14 protein-coding genes, 2 tRNA genes and 1 other annotated feature are annotated in these 18,483 nt (G+C 47.8%); of the genes, 13 read left to right on the plus strand and 3 right to left on the minus strand.

The annotated features are described in order from the left end of the window. Nucleotides 1-2: 2 nt before the first annotated feature. Both ABEQ74_RS16595 and ABEQ74_RS16600 read left to right on the plus strand, forming a co-directional pair. Nucleotides 3-76, plus strand: a tRNA-Pro gene (locus ABEQ74_RS16595). Nucleotides 77-126: 50 nt separating this feature from the next. Then, nucleotides 127-197, plus strand: a tRNA-Gly gene (locus ABEQ74_RS16600). Nucleotides 198-514: 317 nt separating this feature from the next. Here the strand turns inward: ABEQ74_RS16600 and ABEQ74_RS16605 are convergent. Beyond that, a complete protein-coding gene (locus ABEQ74_RS16605) occupies nt 515-679 on the minus strand; it encodes a hypothetical protein (RefSeq protein ID WP_430123237.1) in 165 nt (54 codons plus the stop codon). 463 nt (nt 680-1,142) lie between these two features. Here ABEQ74_RS16605 and ABEQ74_RS16610 point away from each other — a divergent pair, with 463 nt between their 5' ends. The 7 genes from ABEQ74_RS16610 (at nt 1,143) to zapA (ending at nt 12,095) form a co-directional block, all read left to right on the plus strand. Next, complete coding sequence (locus ABEQ74_RS16610; protein WP_430123238.1) at nt 1,143-1,949, plus strand: GAF domain-containing protein; 807 nt, start codon at nt 1,143-1,145, stop codon at nt 1,947-1,949. A 31-nt stretch (nt 1,950-1,980) separates the two neighbouring features. Beyond that, nucleotides 1,981-2,229: a hypothetical protein gene (locus ABEQ74_RS16615; protein WP_430123239.1), complete on the plus strand. Its 249-nt coding sequence runs from the start codon at nt 1,981-1,983 to the stop codon at nt 2,227-2,229. A 531-nt stretch (nt 2,230-2,760) separates the two neighbouring features. Beyond that, nucleotides 2,761-3,564 (plus strand): stalk domain-containing protein, encoded by an 804-nt coding sequence (locus ABEQ74_RS16620; protein ID WP_430123240.1) that lies wholly within the window; start codon nt 2,761-2,763, stop codon nt 3,562-3,564. A gap of 471 nt (nt 3,565-4,035) precedes the next feature. Beyond that, nucleotides 4,036-5,904, plus strand: a complete 1,869-nt coding sequence (gene abc-f / locus ABEQ74_RS16625; RefSeq protein ID WP_430123241.1) for a ribosomal protection-like ABC-F family protein — start codon at nt 4,036-4,038, stop codon at nt 5,902-5,904. 105 nt (nt 5,905-6,009) lie between these two features. Continuing rightward, nucleotides 6,010-6,284 (plus strand) — a binding site (T-box leader). 67 nt (nt 6,285-6,351) lie between these two features. After that, on the plus strand, nt 6,352-7,386 hold the full coding sequence (gene pheS / locus ABEQ74_RS16630; protein WP_430123242.1) for a phenylalanine--tRNA ligase subunit alpha: 1,035 nt from the start codon (nt 6,352-6,354) through the stop codon (nt 7,384-7,386). Between the two features lie 30 nt (nt 7,387-7,416). Continuing rightward, complete coding sequence (pheT, locus tag ABEQ74_RS16635) at nt 7,417-9,867, plus strand: phenylalanine--tRNA ligase subunit beta (RefSeq protein WP_430123243.1); 2,451 nt, start codon at nt 7,417-7,419, stop codon at nt 9,865-9,867. Nucleotides 9,868-10,130: 263 nt separating this feature from the next. After that, the gene (gene zapA, locus ABEQ74_RS16640; protein ID WP_430123244.1) at nt 10,131-12,095 is read left to right on the plus strand and encodes a cell division protein ZapA; all 1,965 of its coding nucleotides are present in this window, start codon (nt 10,131-10,133) and stop codon (nt 12,093-12,095) included. An 87-nt stretch (nt 12,096-12,182) separates the two neighbouring features. Here zapA and ABEQ74_RS16645 read toward each other — a convergent pair whose 3' ends face one another. Beyond that, entirely contained in the window at nt 12,183-12,566 is a 384-nt protein-coding gene (locus ABEQ74_RS16645) for a cytochrome c oxidase subunit II (RefSeq protein WP_053491855.1), read from the minus strand. A gap of 318 nt (nt 12,567-12,884) precedes the next feature. Beyond that, nucleotides 12,885-13,250 (minus strand): phage holin family protein, encoded by a 366-nt coding sequence (locus tag ABEQ74_RS16650; protein WP_430123245.1) that lies wholly within the window; start codon nt 13,248-13,250, stop codon nt 12,885-12,887. A gap of 159 nt (nt 13,251-13,409) precedes the next feature. Between ABEQ74_RS16650 and ABEQ74_RS16655 the strand changes: the two genes are divergently transcribed. The 4 genes from ABEQ74_RS16655 (at nt 13,410) to ABEQ74_RS16670 (ending at nt 18,384) form a co-directional block, all read left to right on the plus strand. After that, the gene (locus ABEQ74_RS16655) at nt 13,410-15,779 is read left to right on the plus strand and encodes an endonuclease MutS2 (RefSeq protein ID WP_430123246.1); all 2,370 of its coding nucleotides are present in this window, start codon (nt 13,410-13,412) and stop codon (nt 15,777-15,779) included. 120 nt (nt 15,780-15,899) lie between these two features. Next, nucleotides 15,900-16,319: a DUF350 domain-containing protein gene (locus ABEQ74_RS16660; RefSeq protein WP_430123247.1), complete on the plus strand. Its 420-nt coding sequence runs from the start codon at nt 15,900-15,902 to the stop codon at nt 16,317-16,319. Between the two features lie 161 nt (nt 16,320-16,480). Continuing rightward, nucleotides 16,481-17,038 carry a hypothetical protein gene (locus tag ABEQ74_RS16665; RefSeq protein WP_430123248.1) on the plus strand — a complete coding sequence of 186 codons (558 nt, stop codon included), beginning with the start codon at nt 16,481-16,483 and terminating at the stop codon, nt 17,036-17,038. Nucleotides 17,039-17,181: 143 nt separating this feature from the next. Then, nucleotides 17,182-18,384, plus strand: a complete 1,203-nt coding sequence (locus tag ABEQ74_RS16670) for an MFS transporter (RefSeq protein WP_430123249.1) — start codon at nt 17,182-17,184, stop codon at nt 18,382-18,384. Nucleotides 18,385-18,483 lie beyond the last annotated feature (99 nt).

Below are 18,483 nucleotides of genomic sequence, written 5' to 3' on the forward strand. Positions count from 1 at the left end.
ATCGGGACGTAGCTCAGCTTGGTAGAGCACCTGGTTTGGGACCAGGGGGTCGCATGTTCAAATCGTGTCGTCCCGATTCGCTTATCATTTAGACCTCGCAAAAGTGTCACTTTTGTAGGTTGATATGCGGGTGTAGTTCAATGGTAGAACTCCAGCCTTCCAAGCTGGTAGCGTGGGTTCGATTCCCATCACCCGCTTAGTCTTATGAAACACCTGAAACCCTTGGCCCACAAGGGTTTTTTGTTTGCCCTTTTTTCGACTTACGACTGACGACTTTTTATCTATGAGGCAAATCATGGGGCAAATTGCATCCTTTTTGGATTAAGCTCCTCAAGGGGGCAATTAATTCCCGGCTAACAACTTCGGATTCGTGTGTATATCGGTTAGTAGTTAAAAGTTTAGTATGTCTGAAGAATGTTTAAATCGTTCTTTGGTTTGGTCCATTCTCTCGTAAGAGGATACCGGCAGTATGTCTCAGCCCATGAGGCTTAACATGAGGGAGATTATTTCTCTTTTAAATTTTGACCATCTTCCGGTTGCGGTACTCGGGTAATACATAACACCTTTTCCACCATGGAACAGGTACTGTTTGTCCGCCAAGCCATTTCTTACAAAAAAGCTTCTCTTTTCTCCATTGGCGTTCAAAGCGTTTAAGTTCATCCATATACCATTCCGGCATCGATACTCACCCTTCGGATTCTATGGTTTTCACCTCACTTCCAACCTTTTGGCCTTCTTTGTTTATAGTGATTTGCTTCTCGATGTAGATTGCACTGCGATCGTAGTCCAAATCAGTCCAGTCTACGGGCATTAATTCACCAAAAAATCGATTTGAGAGCTTTGTAGACACTCAATTTACTATTGGTGAGTAAAGAACCTTACTCGCATAGGCTGGTGGACTTCTTTTTATTGAATAGGAACGCTTGTTCTGGTATAATATTCTATAAAGGGAGCGCTAAGTTCCTCAAAGTTCCTCAAAGTTCCTCAAAGTTCCTCAAAGTTCCTCAAAGTTCCTCAAAGTTCCTCAAAGTTCCTCAAAGTTCCTCAAAATAGACCCCAAAAACACTTTATCTGGCTGATATTCTGTATTGGCAAATCTAGGTAAATGAATTATCATGTAAGAAAAACTTTCGGAGGTTCCAATGGGCGGCGATCTAGTAAAGGCAGTTATTGAAAAGATACCTAGCTGGGTTTTTAGTATTATTGGAATAGGTATCGTGGCTTTGTTTTTTTATGTATCATTTCTATTGTCAAAAGGAGCACGAAAGATATCCAGCGTATTAGACAAGGAGAACAATATAAAAGATATGCAAGAGAAGATTCGTTCTCTCGAGAAAGAAAACGAGCGCTTTAATGGAATGTCATCTCAGTTAAGTACCGCGATGGAGAATTTAACAGCTCACATATCTACTCTCGACTTGATAAGGGTAGGGTCAAAGTCATCTGTAGAGACTAGGTATATGTTGACTAATTTACTAGCGAAAATGACGGATTCCTTGGCTGCAGATATCAAATTCTCACCGGGTGAAAAGCATAGATGCGGCTACTGGATATTTGAGAATGAAAATAGATTACTCCGTTTGTTCCAAGGAAGCTCAGGATTTCCGAATGGATATATCAATAATCGAGAATTAAGTGTCGATTCGTCTGTTGCTGGAAGAGCTTATAGATTAAGAAAAACAGTTTACGAGCCCAATGTAGAGGAGGCAATGGAATGGTCTAAGAATCCAGATTCCTTAAGTCGATATAAAGCTATAATAAGTATTCCAGTATTCCCTTTTGGGGTACTTACTATTGATGCAATTAATCCTATGATGAAAGAGACAATAGAGATAGGTGAAGCGTATGCAGCATTATTTGCTATTGTCTCGAGTGAGCTATTTATTTTTAATGCATATATACCTCAAGAAATACCAGAAGATGAGATTTTTGACGAGGAAACAGCATAGGGTATATAATCAAGATAAAGGAGGGATAGGAATGTTTCATGATGAACAAGCTACAATTCTGAAAAAGGTCCTGGAACTCTCACGTGAACGAGGAAAAATTGACGAAGAGGCATACAGTAATGCAATACGGAGGATTATAAGGCAACAAGAAGAAAGCAAAGAGCGCGAATTAGATCGGATTTATTCCAATATGAATCAATTTTTGAAGGAATATAAGAATCTTAAGGATAAGGAATCTTTAGAGGATAACAATGACTCTAAGAAACCTCAATATGCATAATTTGAGCTCCTAGCGCTCTTTTTTATGGTGAAGGTTGTAGAAGGGTTTTTGATATCCCACTGGCCCTTGGTGAAATAGAAGAGGTCCCTTTGTTTAGCTGACAAGGGTCTTCCATTACAAATATTTATGGGGCAAAATGTAACATTTTACTTCTATAGAGATTGATATTATGGACATCTTTAGACTACCTTCTTTCAAAACATTACTAATATGGCGGCGTTTTTGATACAATAGAGCAACGATGAACTGTGGAACGGCCAGCCTTCCAAGCTGGTAGCGTGGGTTCGATTCCCATCACCCGCTTACGAATATGTTTCACAAGAAACCCTTGCGCAGCAAGGGTTTTTTTGTTGCTTAATTGATGATAAACATTCCTTGTCCCTAAGATATATCAATCTTGTTAAATGCAAGTTCGAGTTATGAATATAGTTTCATATCCATGTAACCATGGCGTAGTTTCCTCGTCGTGCTTGTCTTTTATAATTTATATAGGTAATAAACAAAACGACATCGTAGGAGATGACTAGAAGAATGATAAAGCTAGACGGAGTCAAGGGAATACTGGCAGGGGCAGTGCTGACCATTGGATTGGCTGCTGCTGTAAGTACGGTTTCAGCTGGAGATGTTTCCAAAGAAAAGAAGATCTCTTTCAATAACGTCAAAGTAAATGTATCAGGTGACAATGTGGAGTTTAAGGATGAAAAAGGACAGAAGCTAAATCCGTTACTTATCGATGGGACAACATACATACCCCTTCGGGGAATTGCTGAGCAGCTTGGACATGCTGTTGCATGGGATAAGTCAGAGAACATCGTTTATGTGGAAAATTCGGATTCGGGCGGTATCATAAATCTGAAATCAGAGACGGTCCCGAATCCGGAACTGGAGAATAGTATCAAGAAGGTCATGGAACTGGCTTCAGATGAGCTGAAGGAAACTCGTTATTATTATAATTATGTTGATTTGGATGGGGATGGACAGAACGAGGTATTTGTCCAGCTTGTCGGCATGTATGTGAGCGGATCGGGCGGGGATACTGGTCTGCTGTTCCGGCAGAGGGACGGGCGTTATGAACACATTCAGACGTTCACGCTTGTTCGAAACCCGGTCATTGTAAGCAACAACCTTACAAACGGCTGGCATGATCTGATCATGGAGATGTCAGGCGGTGGAGCAGAATTGACACAGGTGAGGCTGCAGTTTGACGGCAGGAAATATCCTGCTGTTTCAGATGGAATAAAAGTGAAGGATAGTGAGCAAGTGAGCGGGACCGCCTTGATTCATAACGATATCGCACAAGATTTTGAGTTAGGAAAAGGATTGTATTTTAAATAGAAGGGTAACAGAAGTGGATTTACGCTTAAGCCCCTTTAATAAACACAGAGTATCTGTTATAATGGCCATAATTTCATTCCAAGAATGCGAGGTAATCTAGTCCAATGAAGTAAGACACCCTTTTCTCTAAACAACTGCATGGATTTTGCAGGCGTTTCTCTACGGTGGTAGAGGAGAGATTTGGTGTGTCTGAATGATGTGACTGGGGTGCCTCTTATTTATATGGTGAGCTGTACCCGCATATATACATTTCACATGCATGGAGTGGATTTGCAGCTACTGCTAACGGGCAGGTAATTGAGCTTATCTCAATTACCGTAAAGACTGGACTGGAATGACAGCCAAACGTTAGGATCAGTTATGCGAAGCGTTCCGTGATTCAGGTCCTACCTATACCTCTCTCTTCATACCCGCCGCAGGCAATCGCCTGCGGTTTTTTAATGTTTAGCCAAAGAGAGAGGATGAGGCGATATGACGATGATTCTAAAAGCAAAAGATATTCGTATGGAACTACAAGGAAAGACTTTGTTTGAGGACATTCAGCTAGAAGTGGCGGAAGGAGAACGCATTGCGCTGTATGGGCGCAATGGTACCGGCAAATCCACGCTTCTCTCCATCCTGGCCGGTGAACGTGAACCAACGGCAGGTATCGTGGAGGCGATCCTCCCAAGAGAGCGATGGGGCTGGATGAGGCAGCAGGATGAGCCGGACGAAGGCGAGATGAGTGCCATCGATACGGTCCGCAGTCTCAGTCATCCGTCGTTGTGGCAGCTGAAGCTTCAGCTTTCCGAAGTTGAGCAGCGAATGAGCGGCGAGAGTTCGAGCGAAATGGAACAACTGCTTGAGTTATATAGCACTCTGCTGGAGAATTACGAGTCTCAAGATGGTTTTCAATGGGAGACGGAGGTGGAGAAAGCCATGATGATGTTGGGCATCAGGGCTGAAGTATGGCCTGTGTCCTATCGGCAGCTGAGCGGAGGTCAGAAGACGAAAGTGATGCTCGCCGCGCTGCTGGTATCTTCACCGAAATTTCTGCTGCTCGACGAGCCCACCAATCATCTGGACAGTGAAAGCATGCTCTGGCTGGAGCAGTGGCTTGTAACGTCCTATAAAGGAACCGTGCTGTTTGTATCGCATGACCGGGAATTCATCGACCGGGTAGCGACATCCGTATGTGAGCTGACATCGAAGGAACTTAGGCAGTATCCGGGAGGATACACAGACTACCGCCGCGAGAAGGAGCGGGAGCTGCGCGAACAGGAGACGCTCTACCGAAAGCAGGAGCTTGCACGGAAAGCGCTTGAGGAATCTATTCGAAGATATGAAGAATGGTTCCATAAAGCGCATAATTCGGCCGGGGATGTCAATGAGGTCAAGATCACCGCCAGTTTTTATAAAGCCAAGGCCAAGAAGAATATCTCGCGATATCATGCCAAGGAAAAAGCGCTTGAACGACTGGAGGCAGAGCGGGTGGATAAGCCGCGCAGCGGACCTAAGCTGAATATGGACCTGGAAGGGGAAGCTTTTGGTGGACGTACTCTTCTCCATGCGGAGGATGTTTGTTTTGGATATGGGGATCATCTGCTGTTTAATCATCTTACCTTCTATCTACATCGCGGCGACCGTTTAGCCGTCAGAGGTCCCAACGGAAGCGGAAAAACGACACTACTCAAGCTGCTGCTGGGCGAAATTGAACCGCAGGAGGGCCGGATTGCCCGCAATCCTTCCGTTAAGATCGGCTATTTCTCCCAGGAGCTGGAGGGGCTTGATCCGGAAACTACGCTGCTGGACAGTCTGCTTGTCATTCAGGGCATGACGGAGAGCCGTGCTCGTACCTTGCTGGGCTCATTTCTATTTCGCCGCGATGATGTGTTTAAGAAGATGGGACAGCTGAGCATGGGGGAGAGGTGCAGAACAGCCTTTCTTAAGCTGTATTTTAGCGGAGCGCATCTGCTCGTGTTGGATGAACCCTCGAACTACCTTGATGTGGATACCCGCGAGGTGATTGAACAAGTGCTGGTAAGCTTTCCGGGTGCGATTGCGCTTGTATCGCATGACCGGTATCTGGTGCGAAAAATTGCCAATCGGCTGCTAACGCTGACTCCAGGGGAAGCCCCCATCTGGTTCGAGGGAAGTGTTGATGAGGAGGAAGAGCAGGCTTCACGAACCGGCGTGATCAAGGGCGATACCGAGAAGGACAATCGCCGGATGGCGCTTGAATACCGGATTCAGGAGTTACTGGGGGTATCCGCAGACGGGCTTGAAGCGGAAGATGAGGCAAGCTGGCTTGCTGAGATCAGGGAGCTTCGAGCTGAGCTTGCAAGGCTTCAGTTGGAATAAGACCAGGCGGCTTATAAAATGTTCCGGATGGGGTTAAAATGGGGGAATGAACTTGCCATATTCCGAAAGGTTGCATATAATAAAGCCTATATATTTGTATATGTTACAAATGCGTGGATGGAGAAGAGTAACCAGTGCCTCTTTACAGGGAAGAGATACCATGGATTGAGAGTGTCTCTCAAAGAAACAGGCTGGTGAAGTTCGCTCCGGAGCAGTTCCTTGAACACGGCATCAGCCAGTCAGTAGGGGATAACGGGTCCGATTCGTTACGTCGGTTAAGTGAGCATGATAGGATTATCCATGTTCAAGACTTTTACAGTTTTGGCGCGGATACATTTGCATGTTAACAAGGGTGGTACCACGGTCTCTTCGTCCCTTTTCGGGAGGAGAGGCCTTTTTTGTTTTCAGTACAAACGATGGAGTTTACAAAGGGGTGTGCGAATAGCCATGAAGGAAAAATTGGAAGCATTAAAGCAGGAAGCATTGGCGCAATTGCAGGATGTCAACGATCCGCAGCAGTTGAATGATTTGCGAGTGAAATACCTTGGCAAAAAAGGTGCCTTGACGGAAATCCTGCGCGGAATGGGTGCGCTGAGCGCAGAGGAACGTCCGATTATTGGCCAGGTGGCCAACGATGTACGAGGTGCAATCGAGGAAGTCATCTCCGCGAAACAGGAGGCTTTCCAGCAGCAGGAAACCGAAGAGCGTCTGCGTGCAGAGAAGGTGGATGTAACCCTTCCGGGACGCAAGCTCAGCCAGGGAGCGATCCATCCGTTGAGCAAGGTTATACAGGATATTGAGGATATTTTCATCGGGATGGGATACCGCGTAGCAGAGGGACCTGAGGTAGAAACAGACTACTTCAACTTCGAAGCGCTGAATCTGCCGAAGAACCATCCGGCACGTGACATGCAGGATTCCTTCTATCTGACAGATGATTTGTTGATGCGTACGCAGACATCTCCGGTGCAAGCCCGGACGATGCTGTCGATGCAAGGGAAAGCTCCTGTCAAAATCATCTGCCCGGGGCGTGTATTCCGCAGAGACGACGATGACGCGACTCATTCGTTCCAGTTCCATCAGATTGAAGGACTGGTCATTGGCGAGAACATCCGCATGAGTGATCTAAAAGGAACGCTGCTGCAGTTCGTGCAGGAAATGTTCGGGGATAATACGCAAATTCGTTTGCGTCCAAGCTTCTTCCCGTTTACGGAGCCAAGTGCAGAAGTCGATGTATCCTGCGTGAAGTGCGGCGGCAGCGGCTGCCGCGTATGCAAGCAAACAGGCTGGCTTGAGATTTTAGGCTGCGGGATGGTCCATCCGAAGGTGCTGGAAATGGGCGGTTATGACCCTGAGAAGTACAGCGGTTTTGCTTTCGGTATGGGAGTTGAGCGAATTGCTATGCTGAAATACGGCGTGGATGATATCCGTCATTTCTTCAATAATGATACAGCATTCTTGAAACAGTTCACACGGATCTAATTTTAACGATAAAAGGGAAGTGAATAGAAAATGAGAGTTTCAACCGATTGGTTGTCCGATTATATTTCGCTCGAAGGTGTAAGCTCTGAGGATTTGGCGGCTCGCATTACCTCGGCTGGCATTGAGATTGATGTGATTGAGAAACGGAATCAAGGGATTAACAAAGTTGTTGTAGGCTATGTCAAGAGCAAGGAGAAGCATCCGGATGCCGATAAGCTGAATGTGTGTATCGTGGATGCAGGCCAGGAAGAGGATCTGCAGATCGTGTGCGGAGCCAAAAATGTGGATGCTGGCCAGAAGGTGCCGGTAGCGCTTGTGGGGGCGAAGCTTCCAGGCGGATTCGATATCAAGAAAGCCAAGCTGCGCGGTGTGCTCTCCCAAGGCATGATCTGTTCTGCCAAGGAGCTGGGCATGAATGATAAATTGCTGCCTAAAGAGCTGCAGGAAGGGATTCTGGTCCTTCCGGCCGAGACGGAAATCGGTAAGCCGATTGTGGATGTGCTCGGTCTGAATGATGAAGTGCTGGAGTTGGATTTGACGCCAAACCGCTCCGATTGCCTCAGCATGCTGGGAGCAGCTTATGAAGTGAGCGCCATTCTGGGCCGTGAGCTGAGTCTTCCAAATCCGGAGAAGGAAATTCTAGAGGTTCAGAATGCAGCAGCCGATCATATCTCGGTTACGATTGATGCTAATGAGCAGTGCAGCCATTACGCAGCACGCTATATCACAGGCGTGACGATTGCTCCTTCTCCGCTCTGGATGCAGAACCGCCTTATGGCTGCGGGCGTACGACCGATTAATAACATCGTTGATATTACGAACTACGTGATGCTGGAATATGGTCAGCCTCTGCATGCTTTTGATGCCGACCAGCTCAAAGACGGTGCAGTTCATGTGCGTATGGCCGAAGCCGGGGAGACGATGGTAACCCTGGATGGTACGGAGCGCCGCTTGGAGCCGCATATGCTGGTTATTACTGCTGGCGGCAAGCCAGTGGCTTTGGCTGGAGTCATGGGCGGCCTGGACTCAGAGGTAACAAGCAGCACGGTGAATATTTTCCTGGAATCGGCGAAGTTTGACGGGGGTACAGTGCGTAAAACATCCCGTCAGCTGGGATTGCGTTCAGAGGCAAGCTCCCGCTTTGAGAAGGAAGTAGATCCGGCCAGAGTCATTCCTGCCCTCGACCGCGCAGCGGCTTTGATGGCCAAATATGCTGGAGGTGCTGTGCATCAGGGAATCGTGGAAGCGGGCAGTACAGTAGTAGAGCCTACTGTAATTACCTTGTCGCTGGAAAAGCTGAATCGCTATCTGGGTACGGAGCTGTCCCTGCTGGAAGTGAAAACAATCTTCTCCCGTCTGCACTTCCCTTGTGGAGATGCAGCCCAAGGTGTGGTGGATGTCCAGGTGCCGTCCCGTCGCGGTGACATTGTGCTTGATGTAGACCTCATTGAAGAGGTGGCCCGTCTGTATGGATACGACAATATCCCTACAACCGCTATTGAAGGTCCAACCACCCCGGGTGCATTGACAAAAGCACAAGCTGTTCGCCGTTCCCTGCGCCGGTTGCTCACGCACAGCGGATTCCAAGAGGTACTGGGATATTCCTTCATTCATCCGCAGCAGGCGGAGATGTTTACCTCCCTTGCATCCGAAGGAATGGCAGTCAAGCTGGCTATGCCAATGAGCGAGGATCGCAGCGTGCTTCGCACCAGTCTGCTGCCGCAGCTGCTGGATATTGCCCTTTACAATGATCACCGCAAGCAGCCGGATTTGGCTCTGTTTGAAATAGGCAACCTGTTCCATACACATGAGAAGACGCTGACAAAGCAGCCGTTGGAACGTCCGGTTCTTGGTCTGCTGCTGTCAGGACGCCTGGGGAACAAGCAATGGAATGTGCAGCCGGCCAAAGTAGATTTCTTTGATCTGAAGGGTGCGCTAGAAACGGTGTTCGACTATCTCGGGATTCATGAGGATGATATCACTTATGAAGCCAATTCTCCTTCCGGGTTCCATCCGGGGCGTTCCGCTTCCATCTATGCGGGACAGGGTGAGAGCAAACGTCTGCTAGGCGTGCTTGGACAAATTCATCCAAAAACACAGCAGGAGCTCGATTTGGAAGATACCTATGCTGCTGAAATCCTGCTTGAGCCGCTGTATGACATGACCAATGATCGAGTTGCTTATCGGGATCTGCCTAGATTCCCAGGTATGGAACGTGACCTTGCCATCGTGGTGGATGAGGGGGTTGAAGCCGGCTCCCTGATTCAAACGATTAAGCAGAATGCCGGAGAGCTGCTCCAGCAGATTCAGGTATTTGATGTCTTTACCGGCAGCAAGCTTGGAGAAGGTAAGAAGAGTGTGGCAATATCCTTGACATACCGTCATAAGGACCGGACATTGACCGATGAAGAGGTGGCTGCAGTGACAGAAAAAGCAGTCGCTGCCCTTCAGCAAACTTTTGGCGCAGAATTAAGAAAATAGCAGGAATTGTGAAAGCCCGCATCGAATCCATTACATCAGGGATTCGATGGCGGGTTTTTTTGCTCTAAATGGATCTGGGATTTGCATCAGGATGCCCGCAGGGTACATAATTATAGACACAGAACTGTGTTATCATATACCAAACTTCGGTCTGCCATCAGGAGGTTCGTCTATCGACGTTATCTCATATATAATGTAAGAGAATAGGACAGACCACATCAGACATCATAGAATTTACACATAGATAGAAGGAGGGCATAATTTTGACTACACCGGATCGTAAAAGCGTCACCGTAGAAATCTACGGGACTTCCTATAAACTTGTGGGCAGTAGCAGTGATTATACTAGGCAGGTAGCAAATTATGTGGACGACCGCATGCGTACCATATCGAAGGCGCACTCCCGGCTCGATACCCCGCGCATTGCCGTTCTTGCCGCAGTACATATGGCCGAAGAAGCTTTGCAGAAGCTGGAATTTCAGAATGAGGCCAAGCAGATGACAGCTGAGCGAAATGAACTTCGCTCGGAACTTGCCAAGGTACAGGGAATTCAAATCGAACAGCAAGAGAGGCATCGTCAGCAGCTGGAGCAATTGGAGCGGAAACTGGCAGAGCAGACGGCTTTAGCGGAGGACTACAGAGTAACCAAGGAGAAGCTGACAGCAGAGTCGGAGCGTACTAAGACATTGCTCCAACAGGAGTCGGATCGGAGTGCGGAATTGCTGAAGACGAACCAGCAGCTTGAAGTGCAACTTAAGGAACAACGTGAGAAGTACGAGAGCAGCCACAAGCAATCCCTCGACGATCTGAAGCGCCGTCACGACGGACAAATTGCACAGTTAACAAACACGCACAAGCAGGCGATCGAGAAGCTGGAACAGAACCAACGGAATTCTGCGAAGCAGGCGGAGGATAAGCTGGCTGAGCAGTTGAAGAAACAGGAGAACACCTATAAACAAGAAGCCCTTCAGAAGGATCAGCAGCACTCAAAGACCGTGCAGGATATGGAGCAGAAGTATACGAAGAGGGTACAGGAACTGGAACAGCAGAATACACAGACCGTTCAGGATCTGAAGCAAAAACATACGAGTACAGTTCAGGACCTGGAGAAGCAGCTTGCCGAGCAGCGCAATCGCGGAGGACAGCTGCAATCAAAATTGTCGTCCGTAGAGAAGGAGCTGACTGCCGGCAAGGCCGAAGCGGACAAGCTGAAGGAAGAACTTCAGCAGTCAAAGAAGCAAGGGGCAGCCGCTTCCCAGGAACTTCAATCCTTCCGATCAAAGGTGGACACATTAACCAAGGAGCTTGAGGATTTGAAACAGGAATCCGCTAAGTCTGAGGAAGAGCGCCGTCGTCTGCAAAAGCTAGTGGTGGATGCGAATCAGACCTCGCGCAAGCAGCAGGAGGAGCTGCAGCGTTTAAGCAGCGAGCTTCAATCCTGGCGTACGCTGGCTGATCAGCGCAAAGAGGAGACCGGTGAGCTGGAGATGAGAATTGTCGAGCTGATGGAAGCCAATGAGAGCCTGGAAGAAGGAATGAAGGGACTTCAGGATGAGCTCCAGGTTATGAAGGACGAAGCTGACCGGAGCGTCTCTGAACGTAAAGGTGCCCAGGAAGAATTGAAGGCATTGAATTCTCGTTATGACGAACTCGAGAAGCTTGCGAAGGAAGCTCGGATACGTGAAGAAGAGACCAACAAGTTATATGCGATGCTGGAAGAAGAATATGATACAGTATCGAATCAGCTTGATAATATTCGCAAAGGAGCCGCAGCGAGTGAGGAACGGGTACGTGAACTTGCCGAGCAGCTGAGAGAATCCGAATTGCGATCCGTAGAGTGGCAGAACCAATATGAACAATGGTTAGTCGAGCGTGAGCAGCTTACTGCTGACAGCGAGAAGATGGCCGCGGAGCGGGATGAATGGAGATATGCGAAGCAGTCTTTCGAAGAAGAGCTTCAGTCCTGGCAGCAGGAAATAGCGACAACCAAGCAAGCTTGTGAACGGCTTGAAGGTCAGAAGAGCGAAGCGGAGCAGCAATATTCCGACCTTGGTGAACAGTATGAGCTGGTCATGCACCAATACCAGCTGCTTCAAGCAGAACAGGAAGTGAAGGCAGAGCATGCCGCTTTGCTTGAAGAGGAACATCGTAAACTGAAGGAAGAATACGCGAAGCTCCAAGTTGAATACAATGAATGGATAGAGTTGATTGAGCAGGATCAGCGTTAAACCATGAACAGTTGGCAACCTGAAAAAGACCTCCGGAATCAAGCAGAGGGTACTCTGGCGATCCGGAGGTCTTTTGTGAGTTCTGTATTACTCCTCAATGATAAGTTTGGAGATCATCTTGCTGTGACCAGCTCCGCACATAATGGAGCAAGAAATCTCGAATTCTCCTGTTTTTTCAGGTGTAACAACTTTAGAGTTATTCTTACGGTCCAGTGACAAACCAAGCACAGGAATCATGACGCCATGATTGCCGTCTTCGTTTTCGTATGTAATCTTAACAGGTACACCTTTTTTGAGGCGATATTCCTTTTGATCAAACTGGAAGTTGGAGCCCTTAATCACGAGTTCCGTTTCAGCTACGCCAGTATCCGTGATCCCGGAATCTCCTTGGGATTCATTTTGCCCTCCGCCACAGGCGGCCAGTACGAATAGAAGCATGCACGAAACAAGTAATGCTATGCCTTTTTTCACTATAATCTCTCCCAACTGTTAAATGTTCATGAATTTATATGCTATTCTTTATGATAGCTCAGAACAAGTACAGTGGCACATGTGTGTTATGAAAAATTGGTGAACGTCCGGCGTTTGCATTGAAAGCTCCGTTTTACGCTATAATGTAGGGAAGCATGTTAATGCGATTGCACAGCCCAACTATTATAAAATTGAACAACCCCCTGTTTCTATGACAACAGGGGGTGATGTGGATATAACATCAGCTGCTGGAATGTACCGCTAAACATGCAGGACATTCAGAAAGAGGGTTCAACCAGGACTTCGTCAGCAGCAGATCTATTTTGATTCTTTGCTGCTTTTGCCTGCTTCAAAAGGGGTCGCGATCGGAATAAACAGATCGATGATCCCGATGACGAGTGCGGCAAGCAGAGCACCCAGTACAGAGACTCTGACGTCTCCCACGATGAACTGGGCAATGTAAATAACAAGTGCACTCACAAGAAAGCCCACGATTCCGCGTCCAAACGGCGTGACTTTTTTACCGAAGATCCCCTCGATAGCCCAGCCGATCAGGGCAATGACGAGAGCAAGCAACAGGGCACTTCCAAATCCGCCGATGGAGAATTGAGGGACAATCCATCCAACAACCATAAGTACAAGCGCGGCAACGATAAACCGAACGACATGCCCGAGAAATTGCATGGTACCTGCCTCCTTAGAATAAGACTACTGGAATGTTACGCAGAATTTATTTTGTTCAAAAAGGGCGCACGTTATGTGTGGAAGGATTTTGGATTCCATGGCGTATTGGCGTGGCTTTCGATATAATATAGGCATCGATTGAGAGGAGTTGTGAACTTCTTGAATGACAAGATTTTACACACTTTAGAATACCGGAAGATCTTAAATGTATTAACACAATATACCCAAACGAGCATGGGAGGCCAGAGGGCCGAAGAGTTGCTGCCCGAAACTGAACTGGAAGCCGTGAAGGATTTACTTGCGGCTACCGATCAGGCTTACACCGTGGACAGGCTCAAGGGAAGTCCTTCTTTTCGTGGAATTACCGATATTAACGATGCTCTAAAACGGGCTAGAATCGGCGGCACTTTGAACCCCCATGAATTGCTTGCTACATCCAATACGATTCATGGTTCTCGCCGTATCAAGCGGTTTATCGCAGGTATTCATGACGATGAGAAGATCGATATTCTTTATAACCTGAGTGACCTTATATCGGAGCAGAAGCCTCTGGAAGATGCCATTCGGCTCTGCATTGATGATACGGCTGAGGTGCTTGATAGCGCAAGCGCAGAACTATCACAGATCCGCCGCGAGCTGCGGGGCGGAGAGGTGCGGATTCGTGAGAAGCTGGAGTCCATGATTCGTTCGCAATCTGTGGCGAAAATGCTGCAGGATCAGCTGATTACGATTCGTGGAGACCGTTTCGTCATTCCCGTTAAAGCGGAATACCGCGCTCATTTTGGTGGGATCGTGCATGACCAGTCGGGATCCGGCGCAACACTGTTTATTGAGCCCGAGTCCATTGTGGCCATGAACAATAAGCTGCGCGAGACCAGAATGCGGGAAGAGCGGGAAATTGAAGTGATTCTCCAGAAACTGACTGCTCAGGTCGGAGAACAGGCTGAACTGCTGTCCATAGATGTGGATTTGATTGGACAGCTCGATTTTATCTTCGCTAGAGCGCGTTTGGCTCATGTCATGAAGGCCTCGCTGCCAAGAATGAATGACAGAGGATACATTAAGCTGCGTAAAGGCAGACATCCGCTTATTCCAGCAGATCAGGTCGTTCCGCTTGATGTAGAGCTAGGCAATTCGTATACATCAATTATCGTCACGGGTCCCAATACCGGTGGTAAGACGGTGACGCTTAAGACAATTGGTCTGCTTAATTTGATGGCCATGTCCGGTCTTTTTATCCCGGCTGAAGAAGGCAGTCAAATGTGTGTGTTTGATGCAATTTATGCGGACATCGGGGATGAACAAAGCATTGAGCAGAGTCTGAGTACCTTCTCCAGCCACATGACCAACATCATCCGGATATTAAGTCATATGACGCCTAAGAGCTTGGTGCTGCTTGATGAAGTAGGTGCAGGAACCGATCCGGCGGAGGGTTCAGCTCTGGCGATTTCTATTCTGGAACATATTCACCAGATGGGATGCCGTATGGTCGCAACTACGCACTATTCGGAATTGAAGGCCTATGCATACGAACGCAAAGGCGTAATTAATGCCAGCATGGAGTTCGATATTAACACCCTAAGTCCGACTTATCGGCTTCTAATAGGTGTGCCTGGACGCAGTAACGCGTTTGCCATCGCAGAACGTTTGGGATTGCCTGGGTCCATTCTGGAATTTGCCCGCGGAGAAGTGAAGGAAGAAGATCAACGCGTGGAGCATATGATTGCCTCTCTCGAAGAGAATCGACATACCGCAGAAGTGGAACGCGAGAAGGCGCAGCAGGTCCGTCAGGAAATGGAAGCGCTGCGTGCGCGGCACCAGCAAGAGCTTCAGAAGCTGGAAGAACAGAAGGACAAGCTCGCCGATAAAGCTCGCACTGAAGCGCGGCAGATCATTGACAAGGCGCGAAGCGAAGCCGAGGAGATCATCTCGGATCTGCGCAAGTTGGCTCAAGAGGAAGGAGCTTCCGTTAAAGAGCACAAGCTGATTGCTTCAAGGAAGCGCCTGGATGATGCTGAACCGAAGCAGGGCAAGAAATCAGCAGACCAGCGAGCAGCGAAGCAGCAGCGCCAGATCGAGCCTGGCGATGAGGTTCGGGTATACAGCCTGAATCAAAAAGGGCATGTCGTGGAAATGGCCGGCTCAAAGGAAGCGCTGGTTCAGCTGGGTATCATGAAGATGAAAGTATCGCTGAATGATTTGGAACTGTTATCGAACCCGGCAGCTGGTTCCAAGCAAGCTCCGAAACAGAATGCTACCGTCCTGAAACGCACCCGTGATACCAATATTCGGAATGAGCTGGATTTAAGAGGAGCGAACCTGGAAGAAGCGCTAATCGAAGTAGATAGTTTCATTGACGAGGCATTCCTAGGTAATCTGGGACAGATCTACATTATTCATGGCAAGGGCACAGGGATTCTGCGAACCGGTATTCAAGAGTATTTGCGTAAGCACAAGCACATCAAGAGTTATCGTTTGGGCAATTACGGCGAAGGCGGCAATGGTGTAACGATTGCTGAGTTGAAATAAGAAAAGCTGGAAATTGGGAACCGTTTTCTCCTTCATCCGTATAACATATCATTATAGGGATCAGAACAAGGGATGCGTAAGATGCCGCATCCCCTTTATATCGAGGAGGAACATAAGGGAATGACAGAAGCGATTGATCACTTGCTGACCCATCCAATCGGTGTGCTTGTCGGCTATTTCTCGGTTGCGATACTTGCGCTTATTGTTTACTTGTATATCTTTGAACTGGTAACGAGGTACAAATGCTGGGATGAGATTCGCAAGGGGAATGTAGCTGCAGCCTTGGCAACCGGCGGGAAAGTGTTTGGGATCTGTAATGTTATGCGGTATAGCATTACGGCCAATACGTCCATATACGACATGATTAAATGGTCGTTCTTCGGGTTTATACTGCTATTATTGGCTTATTGGTTGCTGGAATTCTTGACGCCTGTATTTTCGGTCGATGAAGAGATTGGCAAGGATAATCGCGCAGTGGGCCTGATCGTATTTCTTATCACCGTATCTTTATCTTACATTATTGGAGCGTGCATTACTTAACAGCTTCGGGAGGAAAAGGACGATGAAATATTTACCGCGGATTTTGTTTGCGGCTGCCTTAATTTTTTTTGTAGCAGGCATTGTATACTTGATGTCTCAATAATTATAACTTTAACAGGGCCGCTCATGGCCGTTTGTATCAAGAAAGGGATGAATGACCAATGGAACCGACGGTTTGTCCATGGTGCCAAAGTGAGATTGTATGGGATGAAGAGATAGGTCCCGAGGAGCACTGTCCTCACTGCGCCAATGAGCTCAAAGGCTACCGAACTTTGAATATCGCGCTGGATGATGAAGATGCTGAGGAGACAGAGGTTTACGAAGCGGATTATGAAGAAGCATCCGATGAAGAGGCCGATGATCTCCGCCGAATATGGGGAGCAGAGCCCGAATCGATGTCGACCCTTCGAACAGTCGATAAGTACGGAGAGGATCATGATCTGTTTGCATTTGAAGAAACGGTAGAGAGAATTCTGGATGAACAAGAAGAAGTCCCTGAGTGCCTGCATTGCCGGGAATATATGCTTTTTGCGGGGACTCAGCGTGTAAGCGGAGAAGGTTTCCAGCCGGTTAACCCTCCGTTGATCCAAGGCCCTGTGTTGCAGACTCCGTATGAGATGAACGTGTACGTATGTCCGGGATGTTTCCAAGTACAGTATAACTTGGCCGAGAATGATCGGCTTCAGATGATTAAGAGCTTTATCCACAAAAAGGAATAGACCTGAAGGAAGGCGCTATGAGCCGCTCTCTTGCTTTTGAAGGAATCCGCTTCGTGCGGTTTCCTTTTTTTTGTTCATGAAGTGAAGGAGGGAAGGGTAAAATACCTTGGACTTTAAGTGCGAAGGCAAGGGAGGAACTGTATATGAAATGGACGAAGGACCCCCAGGCTATACTGCTGTTATCCGTTCATGGGCTGTTTATTCTCTCGAGCGCACTCTCGGGTACCTTCCTCAATGTATACCTATGGAAAAGTCGTCAGGATTACACGATGCTTGGCTGGTTCACGATTGCCCAGCAGATTGCTCTGGGTCTGACGTTTTGGGGCGCTGGCAAATGGGTGAAGGAACGGAATAAAATGAATGCCCTTCGTCTAGGGATTGCGGTGGCGGGCCTTTTTTATTTAAGTGTGTTGTGGACAGGACGGGATGCCGTTCATTATATCTGGCCGCTCGGTTTACTATTCGGTGTGTCTTTAGGATTATTCTGGCTCGCTTTTAATGTGGTTTATTTTGAGGTATCAAGTGCAGAGAATCGGGACTGGTTTAATGGCTGGATCGGACTTCTGGGCTCTATAACGGGAATCATCGGTCCTTGGCTCGCAGGATGGATCATTACACTAATGCATGGAGACCGGGGCTATCGATTCATTTTTACCGTGTCGATGGTAATCTTCGCAGTGACAGTAGTCCTGAGCTTCTTCCTGCGTAAAAGACCGGTGCAAAATGACTACCATTGGCTGGAGGGGCTGAATCGCCTGAGAAAGGGCGGTGTCTGGAGGTACGCGATATGGGGCTTGGCTGTACAGGGACTCAGGGAAGGTGTGTTTTCTTTTCTCATTACACTGCTTGTGTTCGTGGCTACGGATCAGGAATCCAAGTTGGGGCAGTATGCATTAATCACTTCCGCCGTTTCGCTTGTCAGCTATTGGGCTTGTGGTAAATGGTTTAAACCCAAATTCCGCAAGACCGGTATGCTGGTGGGTTCCGTATTAATGCTGCTGGTGATTATTCCGCTGTTATTCTCTGTCAACTATGCAACATTGCTGGTGCTGGGAATCGGGTCAGCGTTAGTCTTACCGCTGTACATGATGCCGGCGATATCAGCCAGCTTTGATCTCATGGGATTAAATCAGGAGGATGTAGAGAAGCGGGTGGAGTTGGTTGTGCTGCGGGAACTAAGCCTGACGATAGGCCGCATCACGGGCCTGCTTATATTTATCGTTGTCTTGACATTCAGGCAGGATACGCTAACGGTGACGTTGCTGTTGCTATTTCTGGGGGCTTCTCCGATCGGTTCTTGGCTGTTTATACGCAAGTTGTTTCCTTCAAAGGAACAAGCGACCTAATTATGGATGGCCGTAATAAAGAATGAGAACTCAGCGCCGTTTCATTAGCTGTGTTGCTATTTAGGCATGGAGCGAGCGAGGATGTAAGAAAGCAATCGA

This window comes from Paenibacillus solani (assembly GCF_050475945.1).
Taxonomy (GTDB): domain Bacteria; phylum Bacillota; class Bacilli; order Paenibacillales; family Paenibacillaceae; genus Paenibacillus_AQ; species Paenibacillus_AQ solani_A.